Here is a 24,265-nt window from a genome sequence, read left to right as displayed (position 1 = left end):
AACGACCTCTTCGCAGAAAGGGAGTCGTATTAAACCAATTGCACGTGGAATCAAATAGAGCCCAGTTTGGCTGTACTGATCTTGCAATATCCAAGATTTTGAGAAACTGGACTGAAACAGCTTAAGCGCAACAGTTACACAACAACCGCCCAGCGACCGCTCTCACCCCATAGTGGATCTAGCTGTCAAACATGGTTTGTGACCATAGCGCAGATAAAGCGATCTGATGAGTGTGCAGCGAACTTCCCGAACGAGCATCCACCAAATCGCGATCAAAGTTAAGGCATTGCAGCGCAATTACCCCTTAGCGGTCACTGAACGCTGCCAAATTGGCCCAACTCGAATCCGAGCGTGCGCTGCACTGGTTGCGGCCGTTGATTGATTTGCGTCAAAGCAAGTTTCTTTCGGGATTAGGAAACTGCATTAGTCCTGCCCGTCTCAAACTTGTTTTGCCTGACAGTATCGAGAAAACAGATTTCCATTTGCTATTCGCTAAGTGCGCTTCACCAAGCCGATTAAGAAAAGTAGTATCACTGAACCAATTGTAGCGTGCAAAATCGAAGCGACAATCCCGCCGCCGACTGAAAATCCAAGAGCAGGGAAAATGAGTCCGGCTAAGAAAGCCCCGACGATTCCAACAATAATGTTCCCTAAGAGTCCGAAGCCACGGCCTTCCATAATTTTTCCTGACAACCAGCCTGCAAGAGCCCCAATGATGAGCATCGAGATAAGACTTCCAAATTCCATTATTGTTCCCCTTGTTTTTACGTACGGAAAAACCTTCGTTGTTATAGCCGTTTTATTCAAGCTATCTGATCATCTTGGGTCTCTCAATGCTCCCCCCCTGCTCCTCCGCTTTCCAAACTATAGGGGTGGACCGCTTCAAAGGGGAAGGATCACCGAATGAGAAAGTGTGAAAACAGCCATGATCTGGCACGCCAAGCTGCCCAGCTAGTAATTAACTCGAGAGAACCTGCAGAGCGCTTGCGCCAAACAGCCATTTTTTAAAAACCGACCAGAAAATCAATTTAAAGTGGGTTGATAATTTTAGTTTTAAGGCGCTCGTTGGCACCTTTAAACCGTGTGGCTAGCCAGAACATCATTGCAGACAATGAAATTGCAGCAAAGGCGATAGCCCAGCCGAGGGCGACCAGCCCTGTGCCTGGCCAGAAAATGAGAAACAGGCCAATCAGCAAAGCCACAAAGCCAGCATTGCGTGCGGTCACACGCTCAGGGTTCCATTCTGGCAATTGTTGCCAAGCCAGCAGAGACCCTATGCCGGTGATCAGTGAGAAGGTACCTAATAACACAAAGGCAAAGCGTGCAGCACCCTCAGGCCAAATCAGCAAAACCAGCCCAATCACAATAGTACCAATGCCGACGCTGCCAATTGCGCCCCGACGCCCGAGCCCAAACAGTGTCAGCCCACCATCAAGAACCAGAAGCAAGCCTACAAGTTGCAGCAATAGTGAAATGCTGCCGGTTGGCCAAAACAAGGCTGCGATCCCCACGCCCGCCGCTAGCAGCCCACGCAGAAAAAGGTCCACCAGATATTAGCAAGCCTGTTGCTAAGCGCCTCACGGGCCTCAAGCCGGTCGTCTTCTACAATCTCGGCATGTGGGGTTTCTGGTTGTTCCATGTGCGCTTCCTCATGGGAATGGGACCAGTTTAGCGTAACAACCCGATGGTGTCTTCATACAAGCCGAATAGCGAAGAGTGGAGTGCTGTGGCCTTACTTACTTACCGGGTTTGACACTGCCCAAGGCGTTGTCACGACTGCTTTACATAGCTGTGCTCATCGACCCGAATTAACATAAGGGCGCTTGAGCGCTCCGCGGCGTCTTCGCAACAGCGGACGTTCAATTGTCCAGACGGAGACGTCTGCAATGCGTGTGTTGCGTTGTAACCGCCCCGCACTGCAGCCATGAAAACATCGATGGATGCTGTTTAGTAAACTGTGTCTGCTATGGAGAAACTGCACTGCAGCGCTGAGCGGCTTGGCCAAGATCAGCAATTGGCCGCTCGGGCGACTTTGCAAAGTCCACTATTGCGCATTGCTGCCGCTCGATCCGTCCGGCCAGCGTGCGACGGTTGACGGGAACATACTCGAGAAACAGACATTGTCTTCTAATAGGCTTGCCGTGCCGATCTATCTTCGGACAAGGAACTCTGCCGCCGCTTAACCAGAAGTTCGATTGCATCCGTAAGATGCTCCCGGTCTATGTGGTGATCGCCGCTGGCAACGCGGATCTTGTGCGCTTCGATCATTACGTCGGCATGTCGGCAGCCCTCTGGGGGTTCAAACCGATAACTCGCAAGCTCCAACCGAAGGCCCAGCGGGTCTCGAAAGTAAATAGAATCCATGAATCCGCGGTCTACTGGGCCGGAATGCTTGACGCCGCGTTCATCGAGTCGCGCAGCTGCCTGCCAAAAGGTGGCCTGGCTCACGTTTAGCGCGAGATGATGGAGGGATCCCGTGGCCTCGGGGACAAGCGAGGCATCTGGCTGGCGCTCTTCGTTGGTGAAGATCGTGATGAGACGACCATCGCCAGGATCAAAGTACAGATGGCCCTCGTTTGGATTGTCTAGGTTCGGCTGGTCGAAGATGAACGGCATCCCCAGCACACCTTCCCAGAAATCGATCGAGGTCTGACGATCTGCGCCAACGATCGTGATGTGGTGTACTCCCTGGATTTGTACTTTTTTGATTTCTTTTGTCTGTGCCATAGGCTCCCCCGTAACCATCAGTGCAGCTCGGAGCCAATTTCGTCAACATGTTCAGAGAAATTGAAGGTTTCTCTAGCGATTTACAAAAGCACAGAACTATCAATAATTCCGCCTTTAGGATGGCGGTGTCGCCAGCAGAGTAGGTCCCTCGAGGATCGGATTACTTCGCCGCGCATGAACGCCAGTTTCGGGAAGGCGCGGCGCAGCATCGTGACGTGCTGCGAAGGACCGGGCCGGGCCGGTGCAGGACTTTGCAAAGGCCGCGTCCCTGCGCAAAGCGGCCAACCCCTATGGATGGCTTCCAGCCCAAAGCAGTCGTCGGCGATGGTCAGCGTTGCTGCAATGCGGCTGCACCAAAGCGGGCACCTCTTTTGACACATGGTATCGAATTGTAGTTGCCCTTTGACTTAGTTATCGACGCTTCCGAGGAGAAATGTTCTCATGAAGGTTACGAGCTTTGGATTGTTTTGGAGGCAAAGTGAAATCGACTGGAAGCCTGAGCAAGGGTATAAAGACAGTTTTCGTCTGCTAGGCAGAAAAGGTGCTAATCGAGGCACGATTCAGATCGCTGATTTTCGATTTCCGCAGGGAATTTATTTTCTCTATGACGATTACGGCCCTTCTTATGTCGGTCTGACAAGAGCTCAGGGGCTGGGGAAACGCCTCACGGACCACTTAGATGATCATTTGGCTGGGAAGTGGGATCGTTTCTCTTGGTTCGATTTTCAATCTTTAGGCGGCCAAATCAGAAAACTGATATCTTGGGGTTGTATAAGCCACCAGAAGACTTGACAGACAATACGAACACCACAAACCTCGATCTGGAGGCCTTGCTTGATCGATCGATAGGTTCGAAACGAAATACTGCTAATCCATCATTTCAAGACGCAGATAAATGGACACAGATAGGGTACGAAGAACAGGACACCTACCTGAAGCGACTGGATGATTGACCGCCCTTCTTTTAGGTAGTAGTGAACGCCCTTTGCTGCCGTTGTCGCGCTTAGGCCTAACTGTGCCAAAGGGGGAAAAGCGGACCTAAAAACTTTGCTTCGCCTTCCATTCTTCGTAAGCCCGCTGATAGTTTTGCTCCAGTTCGATACTATCCTCATCCGCCTTGTCGGCATCATACCAGAACTCTGGGTAGTCCAATCCATCGGGAAGCAAAGTCATTCCGAACCCAGAGCGGACACCGAAGATTGAATTAACAGAATCTGGTTCAAAGTTCCTAGAATTGCGGAAGTTCACTAACCTGATCGACGTGACGCCAAATGTGCAATCTTTTAGGTCCGCCTCGCTGAGGTCCGCCTCGCTGAGGTCTGCCTCGCGGAGGTCCGCCATACGGAGGTCCGTCCCATGGAGGTTCGCCCCGTAGAGGTCAGCCCGGTCAAGATCCGCTTCTCTTAAATCCGCCTTTTGGAACTTCACTTCATTGAGGTACGCCCCGCGAAGGTTTACCGCCGACAGTTCCTCGGTGTTCATCCGGTCTTCTATTTCATCTCTTAGGAACCGCAGTAATTCCTGAGACAGCTCGGCGCTGCCCACCAATTTCACCCAGTCTTTAGCCGCCGTTTCTTCTTCGACCGGATCACTGGGATTGTTCATCTGCCGATTGGTTTTTCGCGCAAGGCTGACCAAAGCCCTTGCGGCGAGGTATTCTCCGAAGGATTTATGAATGAACTCGAACCCTGGCTCGGCGCCATCCACTCTGCGAGCATGGGTTTGCAGAACCATACTATCCAAATCCGCATGCGCGAAAGCCTTAAGTTCTTTCTTGATCGAACGGGCATGGGTTTCCCGCACTGCAAGGAACGTCGTCTCGTCTCCTGTTCTCAGGTTGTCACGCCAGGCTGTCAGACCGAGACACTCCATCAGAAGGAAAAACTGAGGTTCGGTAAACTGCCGCCCTGCCTTGCCCTCTGCTACATTCCGGGCGTGAATTTTCTTGAGGATGTCATAGTAGACGAGGTTGCTGTTTTTAGCAGCCTCCTTCCAGCGTGCACCACAATAGTCGGACAAAATCAGCAAGTGAAGCAGGAGCGGCTCGGCATTCAAATCGGCCAGATCCGCCGTCGTTACCGCTTCTGGCATTTCTTCTTTGGTTAGGCGCTGGCTTCTCTGCCAATTGCTCCAGTAATCAGATCGTTGATCTGCCATCACCTCTTCGTTTAATTCCGGGAGATCAACTTTGTCGCCGTTCGCATGACTTCGCGTGGCTGGCAGAAGATCGTTATCGGTCAATTTTCGGATTGGCGCCACATTCAGCATCGTTTCCAATGGTAGACTGGCTGCATCCAACCCTTCCTGACAGGCCGCATTCCGGCCCAACACTACGGCGCGAAGGTTGCCTCCGTCACTATTTTGTTGTTGTATTAATCTTTGGACGCTGAGTATGAAATTGCGGGCAATTTCCTTTGCATGGTCGCTGTCATGCGTAATCTCGTCCAACCCATCGAAGACCAGCAAGACAGGCCGACTATCGGTCTTGGCCCAATCCAAAGGATTGTCGTGAAAGCCCGGAGACCCATTGGTCCCAATCGGTCGATGTCGCTGTTCGAAATAGCCCCCTATATCTCGGTAAAGATCATTGGTGAGGACTATGCGCTGCAGCTCGACGAAGAGAACCCGGTGTCGCCCCCGTTGGGCGACGTCTGATGCCAAGGCTTTGGCAAAGGACGATTTCCCTGACCCGGGCCCACCTGCAACGACCCTGATACGGAACTTAGGCTCTGCGTTCAGCCAATCCTCGACGACACCATGAAGATCGTCCAAATACGCCCGCCATCGCTTCTCAGGCTCCCTCCGACCTTCTTCATCCACCTCGTATTCTTCATGCCAATAGGTCCGGAGACGAATGTAGAGATCACTGAGCGGCGTCTTGACCGTTCCGTCCGGTGAAAAAACCGGGTCGAGACTGAAGCGTTGATTGATCCACTCATAGTGCCGCGCCCAAGCGATATCCCTCTGAAGGGCTGCCCCGGCTGGCCCTGATACGATTTCGATAAGTCCGCTCATCTCATCATGGCACGCCGCAAAAACCTTTTGCGATGAGCGGGGTAGGCACTCATCAAAAATAGCCTGCCAATGTTCAATGTCAAAGTTCGACCACGTTGTGATGCGCATGATTAAATTTGCAAGCCCTTCCTTAGCGCTTGCAAAAGCTAGATGCGACGCAGGGCTTTCTATCACCAAGGCGTCGAACTTCGCCTCAGGCGAAATGTCCAACGCTTGGACGAGAAAAGCCTTCGTTGCCTCGTCAAGGTTAGCGGCCTGTAGAATTGTCTTTTTGCGAAGCTGCTGAAGAAACTGTGCCATCGCGTCTGCCATCCTTCGATGCGTTTTTATACCATGACGTTCCCTCTTTCTTTTGCAGCCCTCCTGACTGTCGGACTTATATTTTTGCCGGGAGAGCTCGCTCTGACTGGGAAGCAGGGGTTTCTGACTGGATTGCTAGGAACAATTTCTCTCTTGCCCGGATTCTACATCGCGTCATTGGCTGCAGTTGCCACCTTTGGTGGTGAGCACATGGATGAAACCATGCCCTCACCAGCGCCAAAGGTTTTCATTAAGACGGCGCAAACAGAGGGTTCGGATGAACTTACACGTAGGATGTTTTTGTCCTATCTATTTGGGTACCTAGCGATAGTAAGCTTATTGCTTGTCGCTGCTTGTTTTCTTTTGGGGGTCGTAGCTCCTGGTATCCGGAGCTTGATCGAAACGCAGTGGCCAACGCACGCGGTGTTGGTTGTTTTTTCGCTGAAGACTGCTTTAGTGTTCTCAATGTCGTTTGTATTGGGTAGCATTTTGGTGACAACCCTGCATGGAACTTACTATCTGATGGAACGTATTTTCCAACCAACCTAACTCGTGTTTTCCGCTCTCGATGAGAATAACCAGCTTAGATTTCCTTGAGAGACTGGCGGTATTGACACTTTTATAACCAAAATACGTGTCTTTAGTTTGGAAGCCGTTGCCACGATTGGAATAAGGTTAAGTTGATTGAGCCAATTCGCAATATGCTCGAGATCCCTAATAATTACATTTCAGAGCAATGACAGCTTTGGGCTGCCAGCAGCCTTCGCGGCAGGATCCAACGAAGGTCGGCAATGCGGACTTTCAGACCTTGTCTAAAATTGGCGCATTTGCAACCCAAACCGGCCGTGCGTTTTCTAGATTATGCGAGAAGCATCAAGCGATTAACTGGAAAAAGGTTTCAAAGTAAGGCGTGTTGTCTTGAAGGCAAAACAAAACGGTCCGTACGGCAAGTTGCAATTTGTTATTTTATAAAATAACATTTCTTGCTCAAAGGAGCTTTTCAAATGCGCAAACAAGCCTCCAGGCGCCAGTCTGACATCCTCAGCGTGCTTCGATCGCGCCACCGCCCAATGACTGCCTATCAAATTCTTGAACAGCTTCAGAGCGATGAGCCCGATATAGCTCCACCAACAGTTTATCGGACATTATCGGCATTGACGGATCAGGGACGAGTGCACCGGCTTGAATCGATCAAAGCCTTTGTCCCATGTCGTTGTAACCATACCGAAAGCATACCGGTCCTGGCAATCTGTGATGATTGCGGATCCGTCGAGGAACATGACGGAAGCAGTCTCATGCCGTCATTGAATGAACTCGTTGCGCCGAGTGCCTTTCAACCGGAGCGGCACATTGTCGAAGTCCGTGGGCATTGCCGCACCTGTGCGGCCTGACACAAAGTAATCAACCCAAAGGAAATAATATGAAACATACTTTCCCTCTTGCATTAGCCGTGGTCATTGCTCAGCCGACTTTCGCCGAGGACACCCGCCAGTTGGATGCCCATGAACATGGAGTTGGCGAGCTGAACATCGCGTTGGAGGGAAAGACCGTTGCGATGGAACTCCATGCACCTGGCGCTGACTTAGTGGGGTTCGAGTATGAGGCCAAAAGTGCTGAAGATCGAGCTGCGATCGATACCGCTGTCGCGATGCTTGCCAAGCCACAGGAACTGTTCGTGCTTTCTGAAAGTGCAAAATGCTCTGTGATACAAGCCAGCGCGGAACTTGAGAGCGAAGAAGAACATGAAGAGCACGCCGAGGACGAAGAGCATGAAGAACATGCAGAAGACGGACATCACGAGGAACATGAAGCCGAAGCCAGCCACACCGAGTTTCATGCTGAATACGTGCTGACATGCGCGAACCCTTCAGCAATCAACGAGATTACATTCGCATATTTCGAGGCGTTTCAGAATGCGCGTGAACTAGAGGTACAGATCGTCACAGGTGCTGGCGCTCAGGCCTTTGAAGTTGAAAGAGATGAGCCAATCCTCGATTTGCGTGGTATGTTCTGAGTATGTCCGGGAGCGCTCCAATTCTGAACATGAGGGACGTCCAGTTCCAGTGGCCGGGTCGGAGCTCGTTCTCGCTCAATGTACCGGCGTTTCGCCTCGAGGAAGGGGAAACTGTTCTATTGCTAGGAGAAAGCGGGTCGGGGAAATCCACTTTGCTATCATTGATCTGTGGAACCCTTAAACCCGCTTCCGGCATTATCGATGTTTCGGGTACGGACATGGCCGCACTTTCAGGAGCGGGACGCGACCGGTTACGCGCAGAACAGATCGGTGTGATTTTCCAGCAGTTCAATCTGCTGCCATTCGCGACAGTTTCTGACAACATTTTGCTGCCTCTCTGCTATGCGCCAAATCGCAGCGCGCGCGCCAAAAAGCCATTGGCGGAAGCGATCAGTCTCTGTCGATCATTGGGTCTGTCCGATGACCTGTTGGGGCAACGTGCAAGTGCTCTAAGTGTCGGACAGCAGCAACGTGTGGCAGTCGCGCGTGCCCTGATCGGTCAACCTCCACTCATGATTGCGGACGAGCCCACGTCGTCGCTGGATGCAAGCAGCCAAAACGCCTTTCTTGACGTGATGTTCGGCCAACTCGGGGAAATTGGAGCCTCGTTGTTGATGGTCAGCCATGATCCCAGGCTCGGCAAACGATTTGGCCGTGTCGTCGAGTTGTCGGACATTGCCAAATTCGAAAGCCGTGCGGCATGATTGTCCGCCTTGCCATTGCCTCGCTTTTGGCCCGGGCGCTGACGGTTAGCATGACAATTCTGGCAATTGCGCTCTCTGTTGCCTTGTTCCTAGGTGTAGAGAAAGTACGCACCGGGGCCAAGATGAGCTTCGCAGACACAATTTCAGGAACGGACCTCATCGTCGGGGCACGCTCTGGCTCGGTTCAATTGCTGCTCTACTCGGTCTTTCGAATTGGCAATGCAACTAACAACGTTACTTGGGAAAGCTATCAAGAAATTGCCCGGCGTTCCGAAGTCGAGTGGATCGTCCCGATCTCCCTTGGTGATAGTCACCGCCAGTTTCGCGTGATGGGAACGACCAAAGCGTTCTTTGAACACTACAAGTATCGTCAGGACCGCGACCTTGAACCCGCTGAAGGCGCTCTCATGACAGACTTGTTTGATGCTGTGATCGGCTCTGACGTCGCGAAGGCACTTGGATACTCCGTCGGGGATCCGATCGTCGTCGCACATGGGCTTGCTTCATTCACTGAACACAAAGATCAACCGTTCCGGGTCAGTGGAATCCTCAAGAAAACCGGCACTCCGGTGGACCGCACAGTCATCGTCAGCATGGAAGCGATCGAAGCAATCCACGTAGATTGGAAGAGCGGTGCAAAGGCCCCCGGTCAGGCAACCCCTGTCGAAGCGATCCGGCAAATGGATCTGACGCCGAAGTCTGTCACTGCCGTCCTCGTTGGGGTCAAAAGCCCTCTGCAGACCTTTGCCCTGCAGCGCGGCGTCAATGAGTATCCGCAAGAGCCATTGCTTGCGATCTTGCCAGGGGTCGCGCTACAGGAGCTTTGGGGCATCGTTGGCATTGCTGAAACCGCGTTGGTTGCGGTCTCAGCAATGGTTGTTGTCACTGCCCTGGTCGGAATGATGGCCACCATCTTTTCCAGCCTGAACGAACGCCGCCGGGAAATGGCGATTTTTCGCGCCATGGGGGCCAGACCATCGAATATCCTTGGGATGCTTGTGCTGGAAGCCATGCTTACAGCGGCTGTTGGGGCGGTGCTTGGGCTTTGTTTCCTTTACCTTGGCCTCGCAACTGCGCAGCCAATTCTCGACAACGCTTTCGGTCTTTGGTTACCAATAGAGCCACCCAACTGGCGAGAAATTGGCGTCATTCTCGCGGTTGTCGTTGCTGGCGCAATCGTGAGCCTTGTTCCCGCATACCGTGCCTACCGCTTGTCCCTGGCAGACGGTATGATGGTCAAGTCATGATGAGGCAGATGAAAGTCACTGGAACTGGGATTGTTTTATTAGTCGAGCAAATTACATCGCGAAATTGGAGCGAAACGAATGACCAAGCATCGAATATCACGCCGAATCGCCTTTGTAGGCATTGCTGCGTTTTCGTTCGTTCCCTCTAGGATTTTGGCGGCAGAAACTATCGAACTTGCATGGGATGATCTTCTGCCAGAAGGAACATCGACAATTCCCAATTCACTACGCGGTATCGTGGACCATGACAGGGCTTCGCTCTCTAGCCAACAACCGGAGTCCACTGGGATCCGCACCGACTGGAATGGTAAAACCGTTCAGTTGCCTGGTTTCGTGGTTCCGATCGAATATGATGGGACAGGTGTCACGACGTTCCTTCTCGTCCCTTATGTTGGCGCTTGTGTACACGTGCCGCCGCCGCCGGCAAATCAGCTCGTACTAGTCATCTCCAAGCGACCATACGAACTGGAAGGTATGTTTGAGGCCGTGAAGGTGACCGGTAAACTTGGAACGGCTTCGACATCTACGGAACTCGCTGACGTTGGCTATGTCATGGAAGCGACCAAAATCACGCCATTCGGTTGATCGCTGCCTCAAAGCATGACTCTGTGAACTTGACCTGATGGTACTTGGCTAGTGCCGCTTCAGGTTTGTTAGTTATGCAGAAAAGACGTCGCAGTTCTCATTATTCAACATGCCCTCGATAAATCTGTTTCGCGGCCCTCTTTCCACTCCTTTCGGAACACACGATTAATCGCTTTGGTTTAGACCAGCCATTCGCTGCAGGTGCGCAGGAATTGAGCGAACCAACGGCAACATTGGGTTCGTCGCAGCCCTCCACTGCTCGCCTAACGAATGTCTGGTTCGGGCTGGGAGCGGTTGTCTGGGCCAACTGCAGCGAACGGCGGCTGAGAGCCCATAGCGGTCCAACCGAATTCTGGTAGTCTTGCCGTGAATCGACTTGATCGACAGGTCCGTCCGACACACAAAGACGTGCCTTGGCTCAAGACTTCAGAATTAATTGGATGCATCGGAGCAAGGCTTTGAACGGGACACGTTAGCGCGCCCCGTTCACTATTTAAGGAGCTCTGACAAGTTCTACGCGTCGGTTTAGTGCACGCCCCTCTTCGGTTTCGTTGCTTGCGATAGGGGCAAGGAAGCTCGCACCAGCGGCGAACAAACGTGCGCTGTCGATACCGTAAGAGTTGACGAGATCGGCAACGACGGCGTCGGCGCGCTGTTTGGACAGATCAAGATTGCTGTCGTAACCCCCGACGTCGTCTGTATGACCGACGACCGCAACTTTGAGATCGGGCAGTTCGGCCATCATTTCGGCAATTGCAGCCAAAGTCTCTTCTGAGCCTGGCTGGATCGAAGTGGAGCCAGTATCAAACTGAACACCATACACCGCCACGCGCCCGTCGACCGTTATGCGCAGTGTGATATCTTCAGCGGTTTCGGCATTTGATGACGCTCCTGAGGAAGCGTATTCAACCAGTTCAATGTCTCCCGGACGCCATGTCTGATCGAACCATGATTCAAGTGGACCATAAAGACGGAAGATTGTGTTCCAGCCTTTGCCCGGCACCGTTTGAACCCAATTGCTCTCTTTGCCTTCAGGAGCCTCAGGCGCAAAGTAGATGTCGTACGAACCGTCCTCGTTCTGAACGACACCTGTGTCGTTGCTGCCGATGGCCGGAAACTGAGCGTCTGTTTGAAGCATTGAGCGCGTCTGGTTGTCGTACAATGTAAACGACCAGAAATCCTTCGCTGGCACGTCTGCAGGTACGTTAACCTTATAGGTCTTGCTGCCATCCAGAGGATTGCCATTGGAATCCACGTAGGTGAATGCATATTGCGAGCCCTTCCCGACCTTCTTCAAAGCCATCGCAGGTGTGATGCCTGTCGCGTAGAAGTGGAACGCTGCTCTAATATCCTGAATTGATACGCCGTCCAGTTCCCAAGTGTATGCTCCACCGGGAAAAGCTGTTTGCCAGTAGCTTTCACCCGGATACCAATAGAACCGCTCATCTTTCGGTTTGGAGATTATCGTCTTGACCGTAACCGAGCCCGCTTTGGCGGCGGCTTCCAAGATGGCCTGCATTCTCTCATCGGGTTCAAAGGGCTGGCCCTTCACGATACCGATTGCAGCGAGGTGACCAAGCAGTTCGGGATTTTCACCCATCAGTGATTCGGCTTGAACTACGTCATTGATTTCGTTGAAAATCTCTGCGTCCATCCGGTGGATTGTATTCATCTCCTGTCCTGACGCATTTACAAAAGTCATTTCAGGCGGATTGTCCTTTTGAGACAGCGGATACATGCGGAACATTTCTTTGGTCTGGCTGATTGCCAAATCGGTCGTTCCATCTTTTTGATAACCGCGCCATATCACCCAATTCCCAAAGGTGTTCGTACGCGCGACGTGATACCCATCTGGCACTTCACCCTCATAGCCCGGCGGTAGCACAAGAAACTTTCCACCTTGCCCTTCGTCTGGGCCAAGGTTGCCGAAGTCGATCACATATCTGAACCAATGATCATTTATAAACCCAAGCACGTTCGGCGGTGTTTCGATCACCATCGGTTCGTCGCCAAGCTCCAACCATGAGAACATATAGACACTGGTTGTGTTGGCTGTCAGGAACAGCGCTTTTGAATCCATCAGCCCCTCAAACAAGACGGCTGTTGTGTTCGCAGGGCCGAATTCAAGAATTCCCTTACGGATCGCATCCATCGAAGCGATTTTGGTGCCGTCCAGAAAAGCTTGATACGCGTGTGTAAAATCCAGAAGATTATAGACTTTCTGAGCGGATTCCACATCTGGCACACCGTCAAAAAAGTTGAGCTCGCCGACCCGAGTCTGAATATTGTCAGGCGTCGTAATCCCTTCCGGGAAAACGGTCGCCATCTCCATTCTTGGCACTTCTTGTGCCCAGGAGGGTGATAGGCTCATTCCTCCCATTATGGCTGCAAAGCAGGCAACACCTGCAAGCCGGTTACTGAGTTTCATAGATCGTTCTCCCCTGGTTTAGATATTCGTTAGCTGTTGTACGAAGGCTGACTGCAGAAGAATTTTACGCGCTTCCTTTGCTTTTATTTCCGACAACGAGTTCCGCATCGAACGGATAAAGCGTGGCCAGCCAAATTCGTGTGATGGCCGATAAAACATCCTCTTTCTCAGCTTTTGGATACGCGCCAAAAGCATTAATCAAAATGCCTGCATCCATTCGGTTCAATGCCCGTGCAACTGGAAGAGGATCAAACTCAGGGGTGACACCGATAGCTTGATCCTGCTCAATGCGTGCCGAAACAACCTCGTCAAATGAATTCAGGAAGGTTTCCCAGACGTTTTCTAGTCTTGCATCGCTTGGCGCGGCATCCGAGACCGCCCTAAGAATGGTCCCATGTTCATATCCAACATCGACGAGTGACCTCAGGCTCCTTTGCAAACCTGGTATCCCGTCACTCTCGTTTGACAGCCAGGCTTGAGCTCCTTCGACAATGCCCTCCTTAACTTCGTCCAAAAGCGTTTCCAGCAAACCATGTAGATCATTGAAATAAAGGTAGAACGTCGGACGGCTGTACTCTGTTGCTGCCATAAGAATACCAACCGTCAAATCTCGAAACGGACGGGTCTCTAAAAACTCGCTTCCGGCGTCAAGTATCGCCGACCGGGTCAATGCGGCCTTGCTAGGCAGCATGTAACGCGAAGATGGATGTGTTACAGAAACGTGCTTGGCACCTTTTGACATGATGTCAGTAAATATGACAAAGCGTCAGGAGTCCAGAAAACCTGAGGTTTCTAGAATTGCCTCATCGCATTCGGGTATATGGTTTTCGAGCGACGGCAATGTCCCGCACAGGCGACTTCCAAGTCGAAATCGCTGCGCAATGTTGGGAGAATGTCCGCTTTTCATGCGGCGGTGCAGAGTGATTGGCTCCTGTAGCGTGCGAGCAACACAGCTTTGCAAAGATCGCTAACTGCGCATTTCTGCCTCTCGATCCGCCCCGAAAACGTGAGTTGGCTGGCGGAAACTGTCAGATGACGGCTGGCAGCCCGAAGCGGTCATTGAGATCAAATACAAGGCCCCAAATACCGCGGTTGCGAGGTTTGATGGTCAGCTTCCCGAAAACGGTCATTCAACGGCCCTAGCGCACGATCACAACTGTCGAAGTCATAGCCCCCGCAAACTCAGGGAAAAGCCGAACTCTGCCATCAGATCTTAAAGAAATGCATCCTGCTGGAAAATTACTTCCTGCCGTGTGATCTTGAAACTCAGATTGAGGTCTTCGTCGATCATTACAATCGTCAGCGTTACCACGAGAGCCTGAGAAACGTCACACTCGCCGATGTCTACTGTGGGTGCGACAAAACCAATCTACAACAAAAGGAGAGGATCAAACGTAAAATGCTCGAAATGCGACGCTTGCATCACAAACAACGCGCCACATAGTCAAGCCAACCAGATGAGCCAAACTCTTCACTTGTTATATCTACCATTGGTGCCAAAAACTCTAACGACGGACAAGGGGCCAGAAAACCTGTCAAATGCGGGAGAATTACTACTATCCCCCATCAGCTTGACCTCCTAAAAGACCCAAAATCGTACTCTTCCAGTTGGTTAAATCAACATTTTCCAGATCTCCCCATTTAAAATACCAAACTGCTGCGGTAAAACACCTATAGGAATCTTCTGTATCTCCGCCTTCACTGTTATGTACAGACAAAACAATTCGGTTCCTCTCACTCCCAACCGTAAACCCCTGCACATAACAAACACTCGTGTTGGTCGGAAGGCTTGTAACGGCTTTTACTAACTCTCGTGGCAATCCCCCAATCGATCTTGGGGAAACACGTTCGTTTTCAATGAACCTATCACCAGAAGCAAAGAAAAAGTTGAGATCCTTTGCAATCTGATTCCTTTTAAAAACTACAGGATCTGCATGATCCAATATCTGTAAAGTTGAAGCGATAGCGAATATTCCTGCTAGATCGCTCTCATTTTCTACATTCAATCCAGGCTTGAAAAAACCGTAGGAGCTCTTCAAAATTTGAGCCTCGGACATCTCACCGTTTAATACAAACACAAGCAGAATAATTAGTTTTTTAAGGAAAGACATTAAGATACACGCCCTTATTGTGGATGGCACCCCTTACTCTCCTTGGGCAAGGCAATGACAAATGGTATCGCTGTGGATTTACACCTTGTCCCGCTTAGCTACCTTTCTACACGAAAACTCGGTGCAGCCCTCATCAATGATCGCATCTGGCGCGGCAGCGCAGCGCTCTTAGGCTGCGTTGCTGGGTAGATTTCCGGACTTTGCAAAGGTCACAATCCTGCGCTTTGTTGCCTTTGAAACGCACCGCAAGGAAGGGTCCAAACTTGCCCTATGGCACAAATTTCTAAGTCAGGCGTTACTTCACGCGCGCTTTTGCGATTTGGTCATAGATTGCGGTGAGTAACTCGGATGCAAGTCGTAACAGTATTTCCAATTGGTTTTTCATGGATTTGTCGAAGCCATTGCCCGATTCATAGTAAATGGCCACGCGGGCGGTGAATAGATCAACCAGTTTGGCATCTAGCTCTCGCAACTGCCAAAGATTCGACTAGCTCTCCAAGGGCAGCTTAACGTGTTTACACGCGCGAAGTGGTAGCAGCTCCTTAGAGGTGACATTCCCCGGCAAGCGGAGACGGTTGCACCCAACGCCTCAACAGAAAGCCAAACAGGAAAATAGTAGGTATCGGTGGTCACAAAGCCACCAAAAGACCCTCCTTTTCCGAGCATTTGATTTCGGTAAATCGCAATAAAATTGTGCACAGGTTAGAGGTTTTGATAAGGGAAGCCTCCGAAGAGGAGTTGGTTTGAATACCTCGTTGTGTGAGCAACTTGGGCGCCCGATCCTGATTTCGATGCATGAACCACTTCCCGGGTTTCGGGAACATCTCATGAAATTCGATATAGAGGGTCAAATTTTCGACACCTCGACCTCATGGTACTCTTTCTGGGCCGCAGACGTTTAATTGAAATTTTTGGGAACGCGAATCAGGATAGGTAATCTGGATTCCTTTGCACAGCGAGCAACAGTATACTGAACACCTTTTACCAACGAGGCCTTTACTCAAAGTAGTGGATGCACCTTTGGAAGGTAAAAATAAAATTCTTCGACGTTTCAAGCCATAGATGCGGATCCTGATATGCGCTCATGTAAAGCGGTAGCCAGCCAATGCGATGACGTTTTGGAACCTTCCGAAGACGGATAAATAGGATGAATCCAAAAATTTGGGAGGAAAGTTAGGCTTACCCAATTTCACTTTTTTGGCACGATTCTTGGGTGATTGGAGGGACTGGTGGCAGACGTTCAGTGGTGCATCTACTGCATTTCAGCATCAGCCTTGGATTTCAGTATGAGCCGCTCAAACAGCCGTCCGTCTGTCACCGCGAACCCCAAAGCGATGACTGTAAAGCCGATTAAGGCATTGGCCCCCAACTGTTCATCCAAAAACAACACCCCAAGTCCAATGGCAAACGGTGGAATCAGTAAGGTAACCAGCATCAAATTCGCGGCACCAGCGCGCGCAAGAATGGCAAAATAGAGAAGATAGGCCAGCGCAGTCGACAGAGCCGCCACACCAAACAGGGACCCCCAAACACCAGCAGAAAGATCGAGGCGCGGCGTGCCATCAAAGATAAACACGATAGGTAGCATCAATACGGTGCTGCCTGCGACCATTCCAAAGGCATTCATCAGCGGGGGCTGGTCGGCAAGCTTTAGCTTTCCCCAAACACTGGCAAATGCATAAGATAATGCCCCACCAAGGACTGCCAGCTGCGCAAGATTACTTAGGTTGAAGTCCGTTAACACCCCAGGGCCCATGATGAACGTCACACCTGCAACGCCCAATGCAGCTCCGACGATTTTCTTTAGGGTTAAAGGCTCATCCACCAGCACAATGCCAGCGACAATTGCGCCAAACATTGCCGTGGTACCATTCAAAATGGAGGCCAAACCACTATCAATTTGCGTCTGGCCCCAGAAAATCAATGAAAATGGGATCGCATTGTTAAGTCCACCCATCACCAGATAGGCCCCCCAGGTTTTCATACTTCGAGGAATGGGTATACCTTTCAGGACGACTATAAGCCCCAAAATCGGCAATGCCCAAAACACCCTGTGGAGGGTTATTGTCATCGGGGGAACTTCTCTTAAAGCGACCTCTGCAAAGAAAAAGGAGCCCCCCCACACCGCTGCAAGGGACAAAAGCATAATCGTGGCTTTCAGATCCATGGATGATGAAGGTTTTGCTGCCACGATTATCTCCGCCCCCGGTTATTGTGCCACTCAGGTAAATCACATCAAGTTCAGTGAAACGACCCGTTTCCTGCTCATAGAGGCAGAGGGAAAGTTGGGTCTTTAGGTCTTGTCTTACCACGCCCTTTTTCTGGCTTTTGGTGTATGTCAACTGGCACTCAATAAAGTCGTGGCTATCTTGAATGGTTGGGGGTCAAACAGTTTGCCTCCACTAGCTAGCGTGCAGGGAGTCACATTTCGAGATTGCAAATGTGATATCAGAGCGTGGATCAGCCATCTTAGAAAGAGTTATGAGCAGAAGCAGTTTCATTCAGGGTTACTTTTAATTACATAACATTGATTATATGAGTCATAATTGTAGCCAAAATAGCCTGCCCCCCTTTGGCTCTTCGGGTACAAGAGAGAGACTCCTTTATGCGGACAGTAAATCGATTTTGTAATCATCCAAACGATCTTTAAGGAACGTATAGTCCCGTCGTGCGGTTTCCAAAGCGTCCCGGTTCACTGTCAGGAATCGGAACTCTTCGGCGGTTTCTGCAAAAGTTACCGGGGGGGTATTTTCATCCTGCCATGGCAAGCAGAACAGAGAATTCCCGTAGGTCTCACCAGCACGGTTTAACGAAAGAAAGAACACTTGGTTTTCTAAAGCGCGGGCAATCGCAAACGGGTGCCAGGTGTGAAAGGATTCATCGCGATAATACGCGCCACAGTGCAAGATCACATCAACAGCATGATCCACAACCAAGGTGCGCGCCAATTCTGGAATACGAATGTCGTAGCAGATGATCGGCGACAGCCGGAACCCTTTGACCATAAAGGTAAACAGGTGGTTGCCGCGATTGAAATATTCCTTTTCCATTGAAGCGCCATATTGCGCCAGATGCAGTTTGTCGTAATGCCCAAGCAATGCCCCATCTGGCCCGACGACACCGATTGAAATAAACGGCCCGCCTGAACCAGCGCGCGGAAAGCTGTAAGAAACGAAGACCCCCAGATCCACAGCAACCCGTCGCCATGCCTGAAACGAAGGGCCATCCAATGGCTCAGCGAGCGTTTTCAGTTCTGCAAAGGTTTCGCGCGCATATTCAATGCTGGACAGCTCAGGCAGTACCACCAAATCCACCCACGTTTCAGACTGCACCACCTGTTGGCGCACTTTGGTTGCAGACACCTCTAGATGCGCATCCCGCTGGGCAACCGTTGTCATCGGCGGAATGCTGATCTGGCAGGCCAGAATGGTCAGGGTGTCATTGGCGGTCATAGTTTAGGCTTTCTTATTTTTCCAATATTCGTTCATACGTTGGCGATCCGCTTCGATCCGTTCGATCCGGGCCACTGCCTCGCTGGACTGGCCGATCGTAAAGAACCCAATCAACGCCTCGATCAACACAGTGCTGCCCACATAAGATTCAAAGAACAGCGGGCTTCGATTGGGGCTGAGCAGCACATAATCGGCATGCATAGCGATTGGCGCCGCCGGGCTATCCGTCAAGGCGACAACCTTGGCTCCGCGCTCGCGCGCAATCATAGCAAGCTCTATGGAGGCACGCGCGCAGGGTTGTTGACTGATGGTGATCATCGCATCGCCTTCGCCAATATCCGCAATCGGGTCGGCAAAAACACCACCCTCGCCGCGGACCAGCCGGAATTTGTTGCTCGCCATGCCTCCGATGTAATGCGCATAGCCCGAAAAGCTGGCCGAAGCCTGCATACCGGCGATATAGATCTGATTGCTGTCATTCAGCACCTTGGCCACCAAGGCAAAGTAATCCGGATCAATGGCATCGAAAATCGCGGTCAGATTGCTAAGTGTAGATTGGCGAAATTCATCCCACAGGCGCGCGGCCCCAATATCACTGCCTGCTTGTTGCAGGTTTTCAGCCCGCAAGTGGTATTCGCTGATATCGTTCTGCTGCACCTGCTTGCGATAGATTTCGCGCAGCTCGCCATAGGTTTCGAACCCCAACGCCTTGGCAATACGCGAGAAATTGGGCAACGACACCCCAGCATTCGCCGCCACTTGCCGCATCGACAGGGTGGCGATATCACCGGGATGTTCCAGCATGTATGTCGCCGCAATCTTCAACGCGCGCGGCAGCTCTGGGAACAGCTCTTTCAGGCGCTCGCTGGTTTGAAGATAGTCGCTCATGTCGGGTGACACTTCCTTTGGCATTCTGGCCTCGCTCTGTCCCTGTATTGGACGCCAGTTAGAGCATTTGTTTCACAACAACGCACGAAGTATTGCATTTGCAATATTCCTGCCCTTTGGGGCTTTCGGGCAGCGGGGGGAGAAAGAACCACCGCCCGAAAGCTCTGCTTGCACCTATCGGCTGAGCAGTAAGTCGGGCAACCATAGCGACAGCTGCGGAACAAAAGTGGTCAGCGCCAGCGTCGGTAACCATGCGAAAAAGATGAACAACAAGGTAGGGCCAAGCATCTTACTGACGGGCGTTTCCGTGACCTGCGCGCCAAGATACAACAATGGTGCAGTGGGTGGGGTCACATTTGCCATACCCAGATTGACGCCTAGGATCGCCGCAAAATGGATTGGATCAACCCCGATGCTTTGAACAATTGGCAGCAACAGCGGTGTTGACAGCAACAGGCCTGAGATATCGTCCATTAGCATCCCAATCAGGATCATCACCAGATTAACCATCAACAAGATCACAATCGGGTTTTCAGAGACGGAGAACACCATTTCCCGCGCTATTGTGGGGATGTCCTCAAAAATCAGAAAGCGGCTGACAATCAGCACCATGAAGATCATCGTCATGACTATCCCGATGGTGATACCTGCCCCTGTCAGGGTTTCCATCAAGCCACGCCAGGTCAGCCCGCGATAGACATAGATCGCGATTGGGATCGAATACACCACCGCCACGCCGGCGGCTTCGGTTGGGGTCATGATGCCGCCATAGATACCCCCCAGAATGATCAGCGGCATGATCAACGCGGGCATCGCCTGACGTGATTGCAGTTTGAACTGGGGCACGAAATCAGCGGGGCGGTCGGTGACTTTGATGTCTTTGTATTTACGTAAAGCTACTTGGGTGGTCACGATCAACAGTACGATCAGGATAATGCCCGGGATCACTGTCGACAAAAACGCCTTGAGCACCGATTGCTGCGCCACCCAGGCATATAGGATGTGGGATGAACTGGGCGGGATCAACAGGCCCAACGGACTGGCGCTGACAATCAGAGCCGCGGACAAACCTTCGGGGTAATTCGCCTTACGCAGATGGGGCATCATGATGCCGCCAATGCAGGTTAGCGTGGCGTTTGCACTGCCCGAGATTGAGCCAAAGATGCCGCTGGCGATAACTGCCGCTGCAGTCATGCCCCCTTTTATATGACCAATGAACAATTCGGCCAGCGCAACCAGCGGCGCAGCGATCTTGCCCTTTTCCATGATCGCCCCTGCAATCATGAACAACGGGATCGCCAGCAACACCAGTGTGTTCATTTTCCAGTATCCGGCGGGCAGATATCCGGTGATATCGTATCCCCCGGTATAAGCCAAAAACAGCAGAACTGCGCCAAACGCGATATAAACGCTAACGCCGGCCAACAGCAGGCCACAAATGATCGCGATGCTTCCAAAGATGATCATGCGTCAGACTCCGATGAGCTAGGTTGTGGGCCATCAATGATGTGGAGGGTCAGGTAAATCGCAGTGAACAGGTTCATGAATGCAAACCCGGTCAGGATGGCCACGCGCGGGAATACCGCCGGAATTTGCAGCGCTGTAGTGCGCTCCCACAAAGGGTAGGCAAGGATTTCGGATTCCACGGCTAGATAGCACCAGTAGACAATGTAGGCTCCGACCACCAATTCGATCAAATACACGATCAAACCCCGCCACCAGATCAATTTGGGGTTCTTCAAAATCACGCCCAGAATATCCGCATTCACATGGCTTTTACGTTCGGCCGCCAAAGCAGCGCCCAAAAAGAAGGTCCAGAAGCTGATGGCCAACAACCACTCTTCGTAGGCGAACAAATTCCCTGCAAAGCCATAGCGAATGATCACAACGGCCATAAAAGTCAACGCCATCAGCAATCCGCCAAAGGCGACGAAGATCCTCATAAGCTTCAAAATCCCACGCAGGGGCACAGCAGCCGCCCTTGGCAGTCTGTCAGTTATTTCACTCATGCGTTTCCCCCCGTTTGGAATTTCTGGGGTGGTCGGCGAAGTAGCATCGCCGACCACCCAAATCTTAGTTTGCTGTCAGACGGTCCAGTGTGTCCTGACCAATCGTATCAACCATGGTTGGCCAGATGTTTTCACGCACCCAAGCGGCCATTGCTGCCTGTTGGTCAGCATTCAGAGCAAGGATTTCGTATCCTTTTTCCTCAAGTTTCTTGCCGAATTCCGCGTCATTGGCGCGGTTGTAGGCAAAGAAGTCATCCGATGCTTTGGTGAACGCGGCCTGCACAACATCCTTTTGCGCTTCGTCCAGTTTGGCCCATGTCTTTTCGGATGCGTAATACGAAGTCAGCTCGGAAACCGAGTTGTATTGAACATAGTATTTGCCCACATCAGACTGCGCAAAGATCGAGTATGTGGCGGATTTGGTGCAACAAATCGCGCCGTCTACGATACCCGATTGCAGCGCGGGAAAGATGTCACCCCAAGCCATTGTTGTTGCTTGAAACCCCAGACCTTCGACCATGTTTTTGACAACGGGAGATGACCAGACCCGGATATTCATGTTTTTGGGGCCACGTTCGGCCCAATTGTCGGGCTTCTTGTTAGCAACGATTCCGGTGAACCCTTCGGGGTTGTTGGCGAGTAGACGCAGGCCCAAACCGTTTAGGCGCTCTTGCAGGATCTGGTTGAATGCGCTGTCCATGTTGCGCATGACGCTATCCATTTCGTCAAAATTGTTGACGAGGAACGGCATCGACAGGAACTCAAGACGCGGGTCTTTGTGGGAATAGACAAAGGCCGCGGTGAAATCGATGTTACCGCGAATAGTGTCTTCCATCAGCGCCTCACCCGAACCCAGCTGGTTGGCTGGAAACAGCGACATTTTCAGGCCCACATCCGCGGCTTCGATGTCTGCTTTGATCTGCTCCATCATTTTGGTGCCGGGGTGATCCACCGGGAATGTCCCAGCAAATTTCAACCGCATGTCCGCCGCCGAGGCAAACGTCGCAACTGACAATGCCATAACGCCCGCCAGACCGATACGGCCCAGAGTCTTACCGAATTTCCGTGAATTGAGCATGTTGTCCTCCCTCGCTCATTGCTCCTGTTAGCAGGAGCAAATGCACATCCCGTGATGCACCTCAAAACTGCGCCCCAGTGCCAAACACGCCCTATTCAAGGCCCCGACCAGCAGCAGGTTGGCGACACGTTACGGCAATAAATATTACATTTGCAATCTTATTTTATACTTTTGTTACATTTGATAAATTATGTATTGACACATTGCGCACCAAAACCAAACGAGCAGCGCCAGGTGCCTGGAACTGTTCTTTTGATTCATGAAGTAAAATCAGGTATTTGAAACTTATTCGACCGCTTTCACAGCTGGTCTTTGAACCGATACCACGCAAATGCCGGAGGCAATGACGCGCGACGCCACCGGCCCAGTTCAAACCGCCGCAGTGGCATTTGCAACAGCTTGGCGTGTGGTCGCTTCGTGCGCCCAAGGGCCAAATCAGCAATTAGAGCCCCGGCGTAATTCGCCATCGAGACCCCGCCACCATGGTATCCCAATGCCGCAAACGCGCCCTCAGTTCCGGGCAGAGCCCCGGCAAATGGGACCAGATTGCGGGTCATGCAAATCAAACCCGACCAGAAAAACGGAGTTTCCACGTGCTGCCAAGCCGGGAACATCCGGTCGAAATCTGCCCGTGCAATGGCGCGTGTCCGAGCAATATTGTCCTCGGTAACACGCACGGAACCACGCAGCCCCAACAGCATACGCCGGTCCGGCAGCAATCTGAAATAATGCAGCAAGGTGCGGGAATCGACGATCATCTGATCGCTCCACCATCCCTGCGCCTGAATTTCATCATCCGTCAGAGGCCGGGACACGAGGATATTGGACTGCACTGGCAGATATCGTCCTGCCAAAGCCGGGGGCAGATCATCGCTGGAATACCCGTTGGTGGCAATCAATAGCTTTTTAGCCCGAACCTGCCCATGTGGAGTGGTCAGGATAAATCCACCGTCGGCTGAAACTTTGGTCACAGGGGTGTTCGAGTACATCCGAACGCCAGCGGCCTTTGCCGCACGGGTCAATCCCAGCACAAACTTCATCGGGTTCAAGGCAAACCCAATCGGCAGATTTACCGCCGCATGGAAATCCGGGCTGTTCAGGCCCTGCGCAGCCATCTCCTCTTTGGCAATAAACTCATACGGAAGCCCATAACGCGATGTGTAAGACGCCCCGTAGTCTTTGATCCCGGCAATCGCCGAAGCAGAATGCGCAACAAACGTATACCCGCGCGAATGGCGATCCACGTTCAATCCGTAGGTCTCAAGGTACTCTTCAACCAACTCGACCGAGGCCCGATCCCCATCAAACAGGGTCTGCGCATCCTCGGCACCGTATTTTCGAATGATCTCGCTATCATCAATCTTGCAAGCCCCGGCAGAGACCAATCCGCCGTTGCGACCAGAGGCGCCCCACCCCGGGATCTTGGCATCAACCAGAACCACATCAGCGCCCGCCTCGACCAGGTTCAACGCCGCAGACAGCCCGGTATAACCGCCACCGATAATGGCAAAATCACAGGTCACCGACTCTGTCAGGGTCTCATAGACGGGTCGGTCCTTGGACACTGTTGCTGGCCAAAACCCATCCTGCAATGGACGATCGCCATAGGCCAAGGATTCATAGATCCGTTTCATGTTCCCCCTCCCCTTGATCCGCTTAGACCCTTAACCCGTTTAAAATGGGTCGACCCAGCCAGCGCCGACCATC

At 51.8% G+C, this 24,265-nt stretch carries 21 protein-coding genes and 1 pseudogene; 8 read left to right on the top strand and 14 right to left on the bottom strand.

Annotation, left to right across the window (positions count from 1 at the left end):
* Positions 1-492 precede the first annotated feature (492 nt).
* The 3 genes from ABWV33_RS22235 to ABWV33_RS22225 form a co-directional block, all read right to left on the bottom strand.
* Positions 493-747: a GlsB/YeaQ/YmgE family stress response membrane protein gene (locus ABWV33_RS22235; protein ID WP_164622455.1), complete on the bottom strand. Its 255-nt coding sequence runs from the start codon at positions 745-747 to the stop codon at positions 493-495.
* A 281-nt stretch (positions 748-1,028) separates the two neighbouring features.
* Positions 1,029-1,496 carry a DUF308 domain-containing protein gene (locus ABWV33_RS22230; protein WP_353333911.1) on the bottom strand — a complete coding sequence of 156 codons (468 nt, stop codon included), beginning with the start codon at positions 1,494-1,496 and terminating at the stop codon, positions 1,029-1,031.
* 631 nt (positions 1,497-2,127) lie between these two features.
* The gene (locus ABWV33_RS22225) at positions 2,128-2,709 is read right to left on the bottom strand and encodes a VOC family protein (RefSeq protein ID WP_353333917.1); all 582 of its coding nucleotides are present in this window, start codon (positions 2,707-2,709) and stop codon (positions 2,128-2,130) included.
* Between the two features lie 459 nt (positions 2,710-3,168).
* On the opposite strand from ABWV33_RS22225, the gene ABWV33_RS22220 reads away from it, so the two are divergent.
* Positions 3,169-3,519 (top strand): GIY-YIG nuclease family protein, encoded by a 351-nt coding sequence (locus ABWV33_RS22220; protein ID WP_353333909.1) that lies wholly within the window; start codon positions 3,169-3,171, stop codon positions 3,517-3,519.
* Positions 3,520-3,765: 246 nt separating this feature from the next.
* Here the strand turns inward: ABWV33_RS22220 and ABWV33_RS22215 are convergent, their stop codons facing one another.
* Positions 3,766-6,042, bottom strand: coding sequence for a pentapeptide repeat-containing protein (locus ABWV33_RS22215; protein ID WP_353333907.1), 2,277 nt, complete (start codon positions 6,040-6,042; stop codon positions 3,766-3,768).
* Between the two features lie 18 nt (positions 6,043-6,060).
* On the opposite strand from ABWV33_RS22215, the gene ABWV33_RS22210 reads away from it, so the two are divergent.
* From ABWV33_RS22210 to ABWV33_RS22185, 6 genes are all read left to right on the top strand, one after another.
* A complete protein-coding gene (locus ABWV33_RS22210; RefSeq protein ID WP_353333905.1) occupies positions 6,061-6,591 on the top strand; it encodes a hypothetical protein in 531 nt (176 codons plus the stop codon).
* A 455-nt stretch (positions 6,592-7,046) separates the two neighbouring features.
* Positions 7,047-7,433, top strand: coding sequence for a Fur family transcriptional regulator (locus ABWV33_RS22205; protein ID WP_353333903.1), 387 nt, complete (start codon positions 7,047-7,049; stop codon positions 7,431-7,433).
* 29 nt (positions 7,434-7,462) lie between these two features.
* A complete protein-coding gene (gene zrgA, locus ABWV33_RS22200; RefSeq protein WP_353333901.1) occupies positions 7,463-8,056 on the top strand; it encodes a zinc uptake protein ZrgA in 594 nt (197 codons plus the stop codon).
* Positions 8,057-8,058: 2 nt separating this feature from the next.
* The gene (locus tag ABWV33_RS22195; protein WP_353333899.1) at positions 8,059-8,760 is read left to right on the top strand and encodes an ABC transporter ATP-binding protein; all 702 of its coding nucleotides are present in this window, start codon (positions 8,059-8,061) and stop codon (positions 8,758-8,760) included.
* A complete protein-coding gene (locus tag ABWV33_RS22190; RefSeq protein WP_353333897.1) occupies positions 8,757-10,007 on the top strand; it encodes an ABC transporter permease in 1,251 nt (416 codons plus the stop codon). The genes ABWV33_RS22195 and ABWV33_RS22190 overlap by 4 nt, the downstream gene beginning before the upstream one ends.
* Before the next feature lie 78 nt (positions 10,008-10,085).
* Positions 10,086-10,592, top strand: coding sequence for a DUF3299 domain-containing protein (locus ABWV33_RS22185; protein WP_353333895.1), 507 nt, complete (start codon positions 10,086-10,088; stop codon positions 10,590-10,592).
* Between the two features lie 493 nt (positions 10,593-11,085).
* Here ABWV33_RS22185 and ABWV33_RS22180 read toward each other — a convergent pair whose 3' ends face one another.
* Together ABWV33_RS22180 and ABWV33_RS22175 are read right to left on the bottom strand one after the other, a co-directional pair.
* A complete protein-coding gene (locus ABWV33_RS22180) occupies positions 11,086-13,020 on the bottom strand; it encodes a DUF1214 domain-containing protein (RefSeq protein ID WP_353333893.1) in 1,935 nt (644 codons plus the stop codon).
* A gap of 64 nt (positions 13,021-13,084) precedes the next feature.
* Positions 13,085-13,762, bottom strand: coding sequence for a TetR/AcrR family transcriptional regulator (locus tag ABWV33_RS22175; protein ID WP_353333891.1), 678 nt, complete (start codon positions 13,760-13,762; stop codon positions 13,085-13,087).
* A gap of 432 nt (positions 13,763-14,194) precedes the next feature.
* Here ABWV33_RS22175 and ABWV33_RS22170 point away from each other — a divergent pair.
* A pseudogene (locus ABWV33_RS22170) lies at positions 14,195-14,464 on the top strand (integrase core domain-containing protein); the annotation flags it as partial.
* A 112-nt stretch (positions 14,465-14,576) separates the two neighbouring features.
* Here ABWV33_RS22170 and ABWV33_RS22165 read toward each other — a convergent pair.
* From ABWV33_RS22165 to ABWV33_RS22130, 8 genes are all read right to left on the bottom strand, one after another.
* On the bottom strand, positions 14,577-15,131 hold the full coding sequence (locus tag ABWV33_RS22165; RefSeq protein ID WP_353333889.1) for a hypothetical protein: 555 nt from the start codon (positions 15,129-15,131) through the stop codon (positions 14,577-14,579).
* A 1,252-nt stretch (positions 15,132-16,383) separates the two neighbouring features.
* Complete coding sequence (locus ABWV33_RS22160; RefSeq protein ID WP_353333915.1) at positions 16,384-17,277, bottom strand: DMT family transporter; 894 nt, start codon at positions 17,275-17,277, stop codon at positions 16,384-16,386.
* 457 nt (positions 17,278-17,734) lie between these two features.
* Positions 17,735-18,583, bottom strand: a complete 849-nt coding sequence (locus ABWV33_RS22155; protein WP_353333887.1) for a carbon-nitrogen hydrolase family protein — start codon at positions 18,581-18,583, stop codon at positions 17,735-17,737.
* Positions 18,584-18,586: 3 nt separating this feature from the next.
* The gene (locus tag ABWV33_RS22150) at positions 18,587-19,471 is read right to left on the bottom strand and encodes a MurR/RpiR family transcriptional regulator (RefSeq protein WP_353333885.1); all 885 of its coding nucleotides are present in this window, start codon (positions 19,469-19,471) and stop codon (positions 18,587-18,589) included.
* A gap of 174 nt (positions 19,472-19,645) precedes the next feature.
* Positions 19,646-20,938, bottom strand: a complete 1,293-nt coding sequence (locus tag ABWV33_RS22145; protein ID WP_113823213.1) for a TRAP transporter large permease — start codon at positions 20,936-20,938, stop codon at positions 19,646-19,648.
* The gene (locus ABWV33_RS22140) at positions 20,935-21,480 is read right to left on the bottom strand and encodes a TRAP transporter small permease (protein ID WP_353333883.1); all 546 of its coding nucleotides are present in this window, start codon (positions 21,478-21,480) and stop codon (positions 20,935-20,937) included. The genes ABWV33_RS22145 and ABWV33_RS22140 overlap by 4 nt, the downstream gene beginning before the upstream one ends.
* A gap of 64 nt (positions 21,481-21,544) precedes the next feature.
* Positions 21,545-22,558, bottom strand: a complete 1,014-nt coding sequence (gene dctP / locus ABWV33_RS22135; RefSeq protein ID WP_353333881.1) for a TRAP transporter substrate-binding protein DctP — start codon at positions 22,556-22,558, stop codon at positions 21,545-21,547.
* 299 nt (positions 22,559-22,857) lie between these two features.
* Positions 22,858-24,192 carry an NAD(P)/FAD-dependent oxidoreductase gene (locus tag ABWV33_RS22130; RefSeq protein WP_353333879.1) on the bottom strand — a complete coding sequence of 445 codons (1,335 nt, stop codon included), beginning with the start codon at positions 24,190-24,192 and terminating at the stop codon, positions 22,858-22,860.
* Positions 24,193-24,265 lie beyond the last annotated feature (73 nt).

The sequence above is a fragment of the Phaeobacter sp. NW0010-22 genome (assembly GCF_040365955.1).
Classification (GTDB): Bacteria; Pseudomonadota; Alphaproteobacteria; order Rhodobacterales; family Rhodobacteraceae; genus OMPR01.
The sequence above is the reverse complement of the archived record's forward strand: the minus strand, read 5'-3'. Positions and strand labels throughout refer to the sequence as shown.

What these genes read in the sequence shown, in the direction of transcription:
- ABWV33_RS22235 (WP_164622455.1), bottom strand. Translation starts at nt 747, where the DNA reads ATGGAATTTGGAAGTCTTATCTCGATGCTCATCATTGGGGCTCTTGCA.
- ABWV33_RS22220 (WP_353333909.1), top strand. Translation starts at nt 3,169, where the DNA reads ATGAAGGTTACGAGCTTTGGATTGTTTTGGAGGCAAAGTGAAATCGAC.
- ABWV33_RS22215 (WP_353333907.1), bottom strand. Translation starts at nt 6,042, where the DNA reads ATGGCACAGTTTCTTCAGCAGCTTCGCAAAAAGACAATTCTACAGGCC.
- ABWV33_RS22210 (WP_353333905.1), top strand. Translation starts at nt 6,061, where the DNA reads ATGCGTTTTTATACCATGACGTTCCCTCTTTCTTTTGCAGCCCTCCTG.
- ABWV33_RS22205 (WP_353333903.1), top strand. Translation starts at nt 7,047, where the DNA reads ATGCGCAAACAAGCCTCCAGGCGCCAGTCTGACATCCTCAGCGTGCTT.
- zrgA (WP_353333901.1), top strand. Translation starts at nt 7,463, where the DNA reads ATGAAACATACTTTCCCTCTTGCATTAGCCGTGGTCATTGCTCAGCCG.
- ABWV33_RS22195 (WP_353333899.1), top strand. Translation starts at nt 8,059, where the DNA reads ATGTCCGGGAGCGCTCCAATTCTGAACATGAGGGACGTCCAGTTCCAG.
- ABWV33_RS22190 (WP_353333897.1), top strand. Translation starts at nt 8,757, where the DNA reads ATGATTGTCCGCCTTGCCATTGCCTCGCTTTTGGCCCGGGCGCTGACG.
- ABWV33_RS22185 (WP_353333895.1), top strand. Translation starts at nt 10,086, where the DNA reads ATGACCAAGCATCGAATATCACGCCGAATCGCCTTTGTAGGCATTGCT.
- ABWV33_RS22180 (WP_353333893.1), bottom strand. Translation starts at nt 13,020, where the DNA reads ATGAAACTCAGTAACCGGCTTGCAGGTGTTGCCTGCTTTGCAGCCATA.
- ABWV33_RS22175 (WP_353333891.1), bottom strand. Translation starts at nt 13,762, where the DNA reads ATGTCAAAAGGTGCCAAGCACGTTTCTGTAACACATCCATCTTCGCGT.
- ABWV33_RS22165 (WP_353333889.1), bottom strand. Translation starts at nt 15,131, where the DNA reads ATGTCTTTCCTTAAAAAACTAATTATTCTGCTTGTGTTTGTATTAAAC.
- ABWV33_RS22160 (WP_353333915.1), bottom strand. Translation starts at nt 17,277, where the DNA reads ATGCTTTTGTCCCTTGCAGCGGTGTGGGGGGGCTCCTTTTTCTTTGCA.
- ABWV33_RS22155 (WP_353333887.1), bottom strand. Translation starts at nt 18,583, where the DNA reads ATGACCGCCAATGACACCCTGACCATTCTGGCCTGCCAGATCAGCATT.
- ABWV33_RS22150 (WP_353333885.1), bottom strand. Translation starts at nt 19,471, where the DNA reads ATGAGCGACTATCTTCAAACCAGCGAGCGCCTGAAAGAGCTGTTCCCA.
- ABWV33_RS22145 (WP_113823213.1), bottom strand. Translation starts at nt 20,938, where the DNA reads ATGATCATCTTTGGAAGCATCGCGATCATTTGTGGCCTGCTGTTGGCC.
- ABWV33_RS22140 (WP_353333883.1), bottom strand. Translation starts at nt 21,480, where the DNA reads ATGAGTGAAATAACTGACAGACTGCCAAGGGCGGCTGCTGTGCCCCTG.
- dctP (WP_353333881.1), bottom strand. Translation starts at nt 22,558, where the DNA reads ATGCTCAATTCACGGAAATTCGGTAAGACTCTGGGCCGTATCGGTCTG.
- ABWV33_RS22130 (WP_353333879.1), bottom strand. Translation starts at nt 24,192, where the DNA reads ATGAAACGGATCTATGAATCCTTGGCCTATGGCGATCGTCCATTGCAG.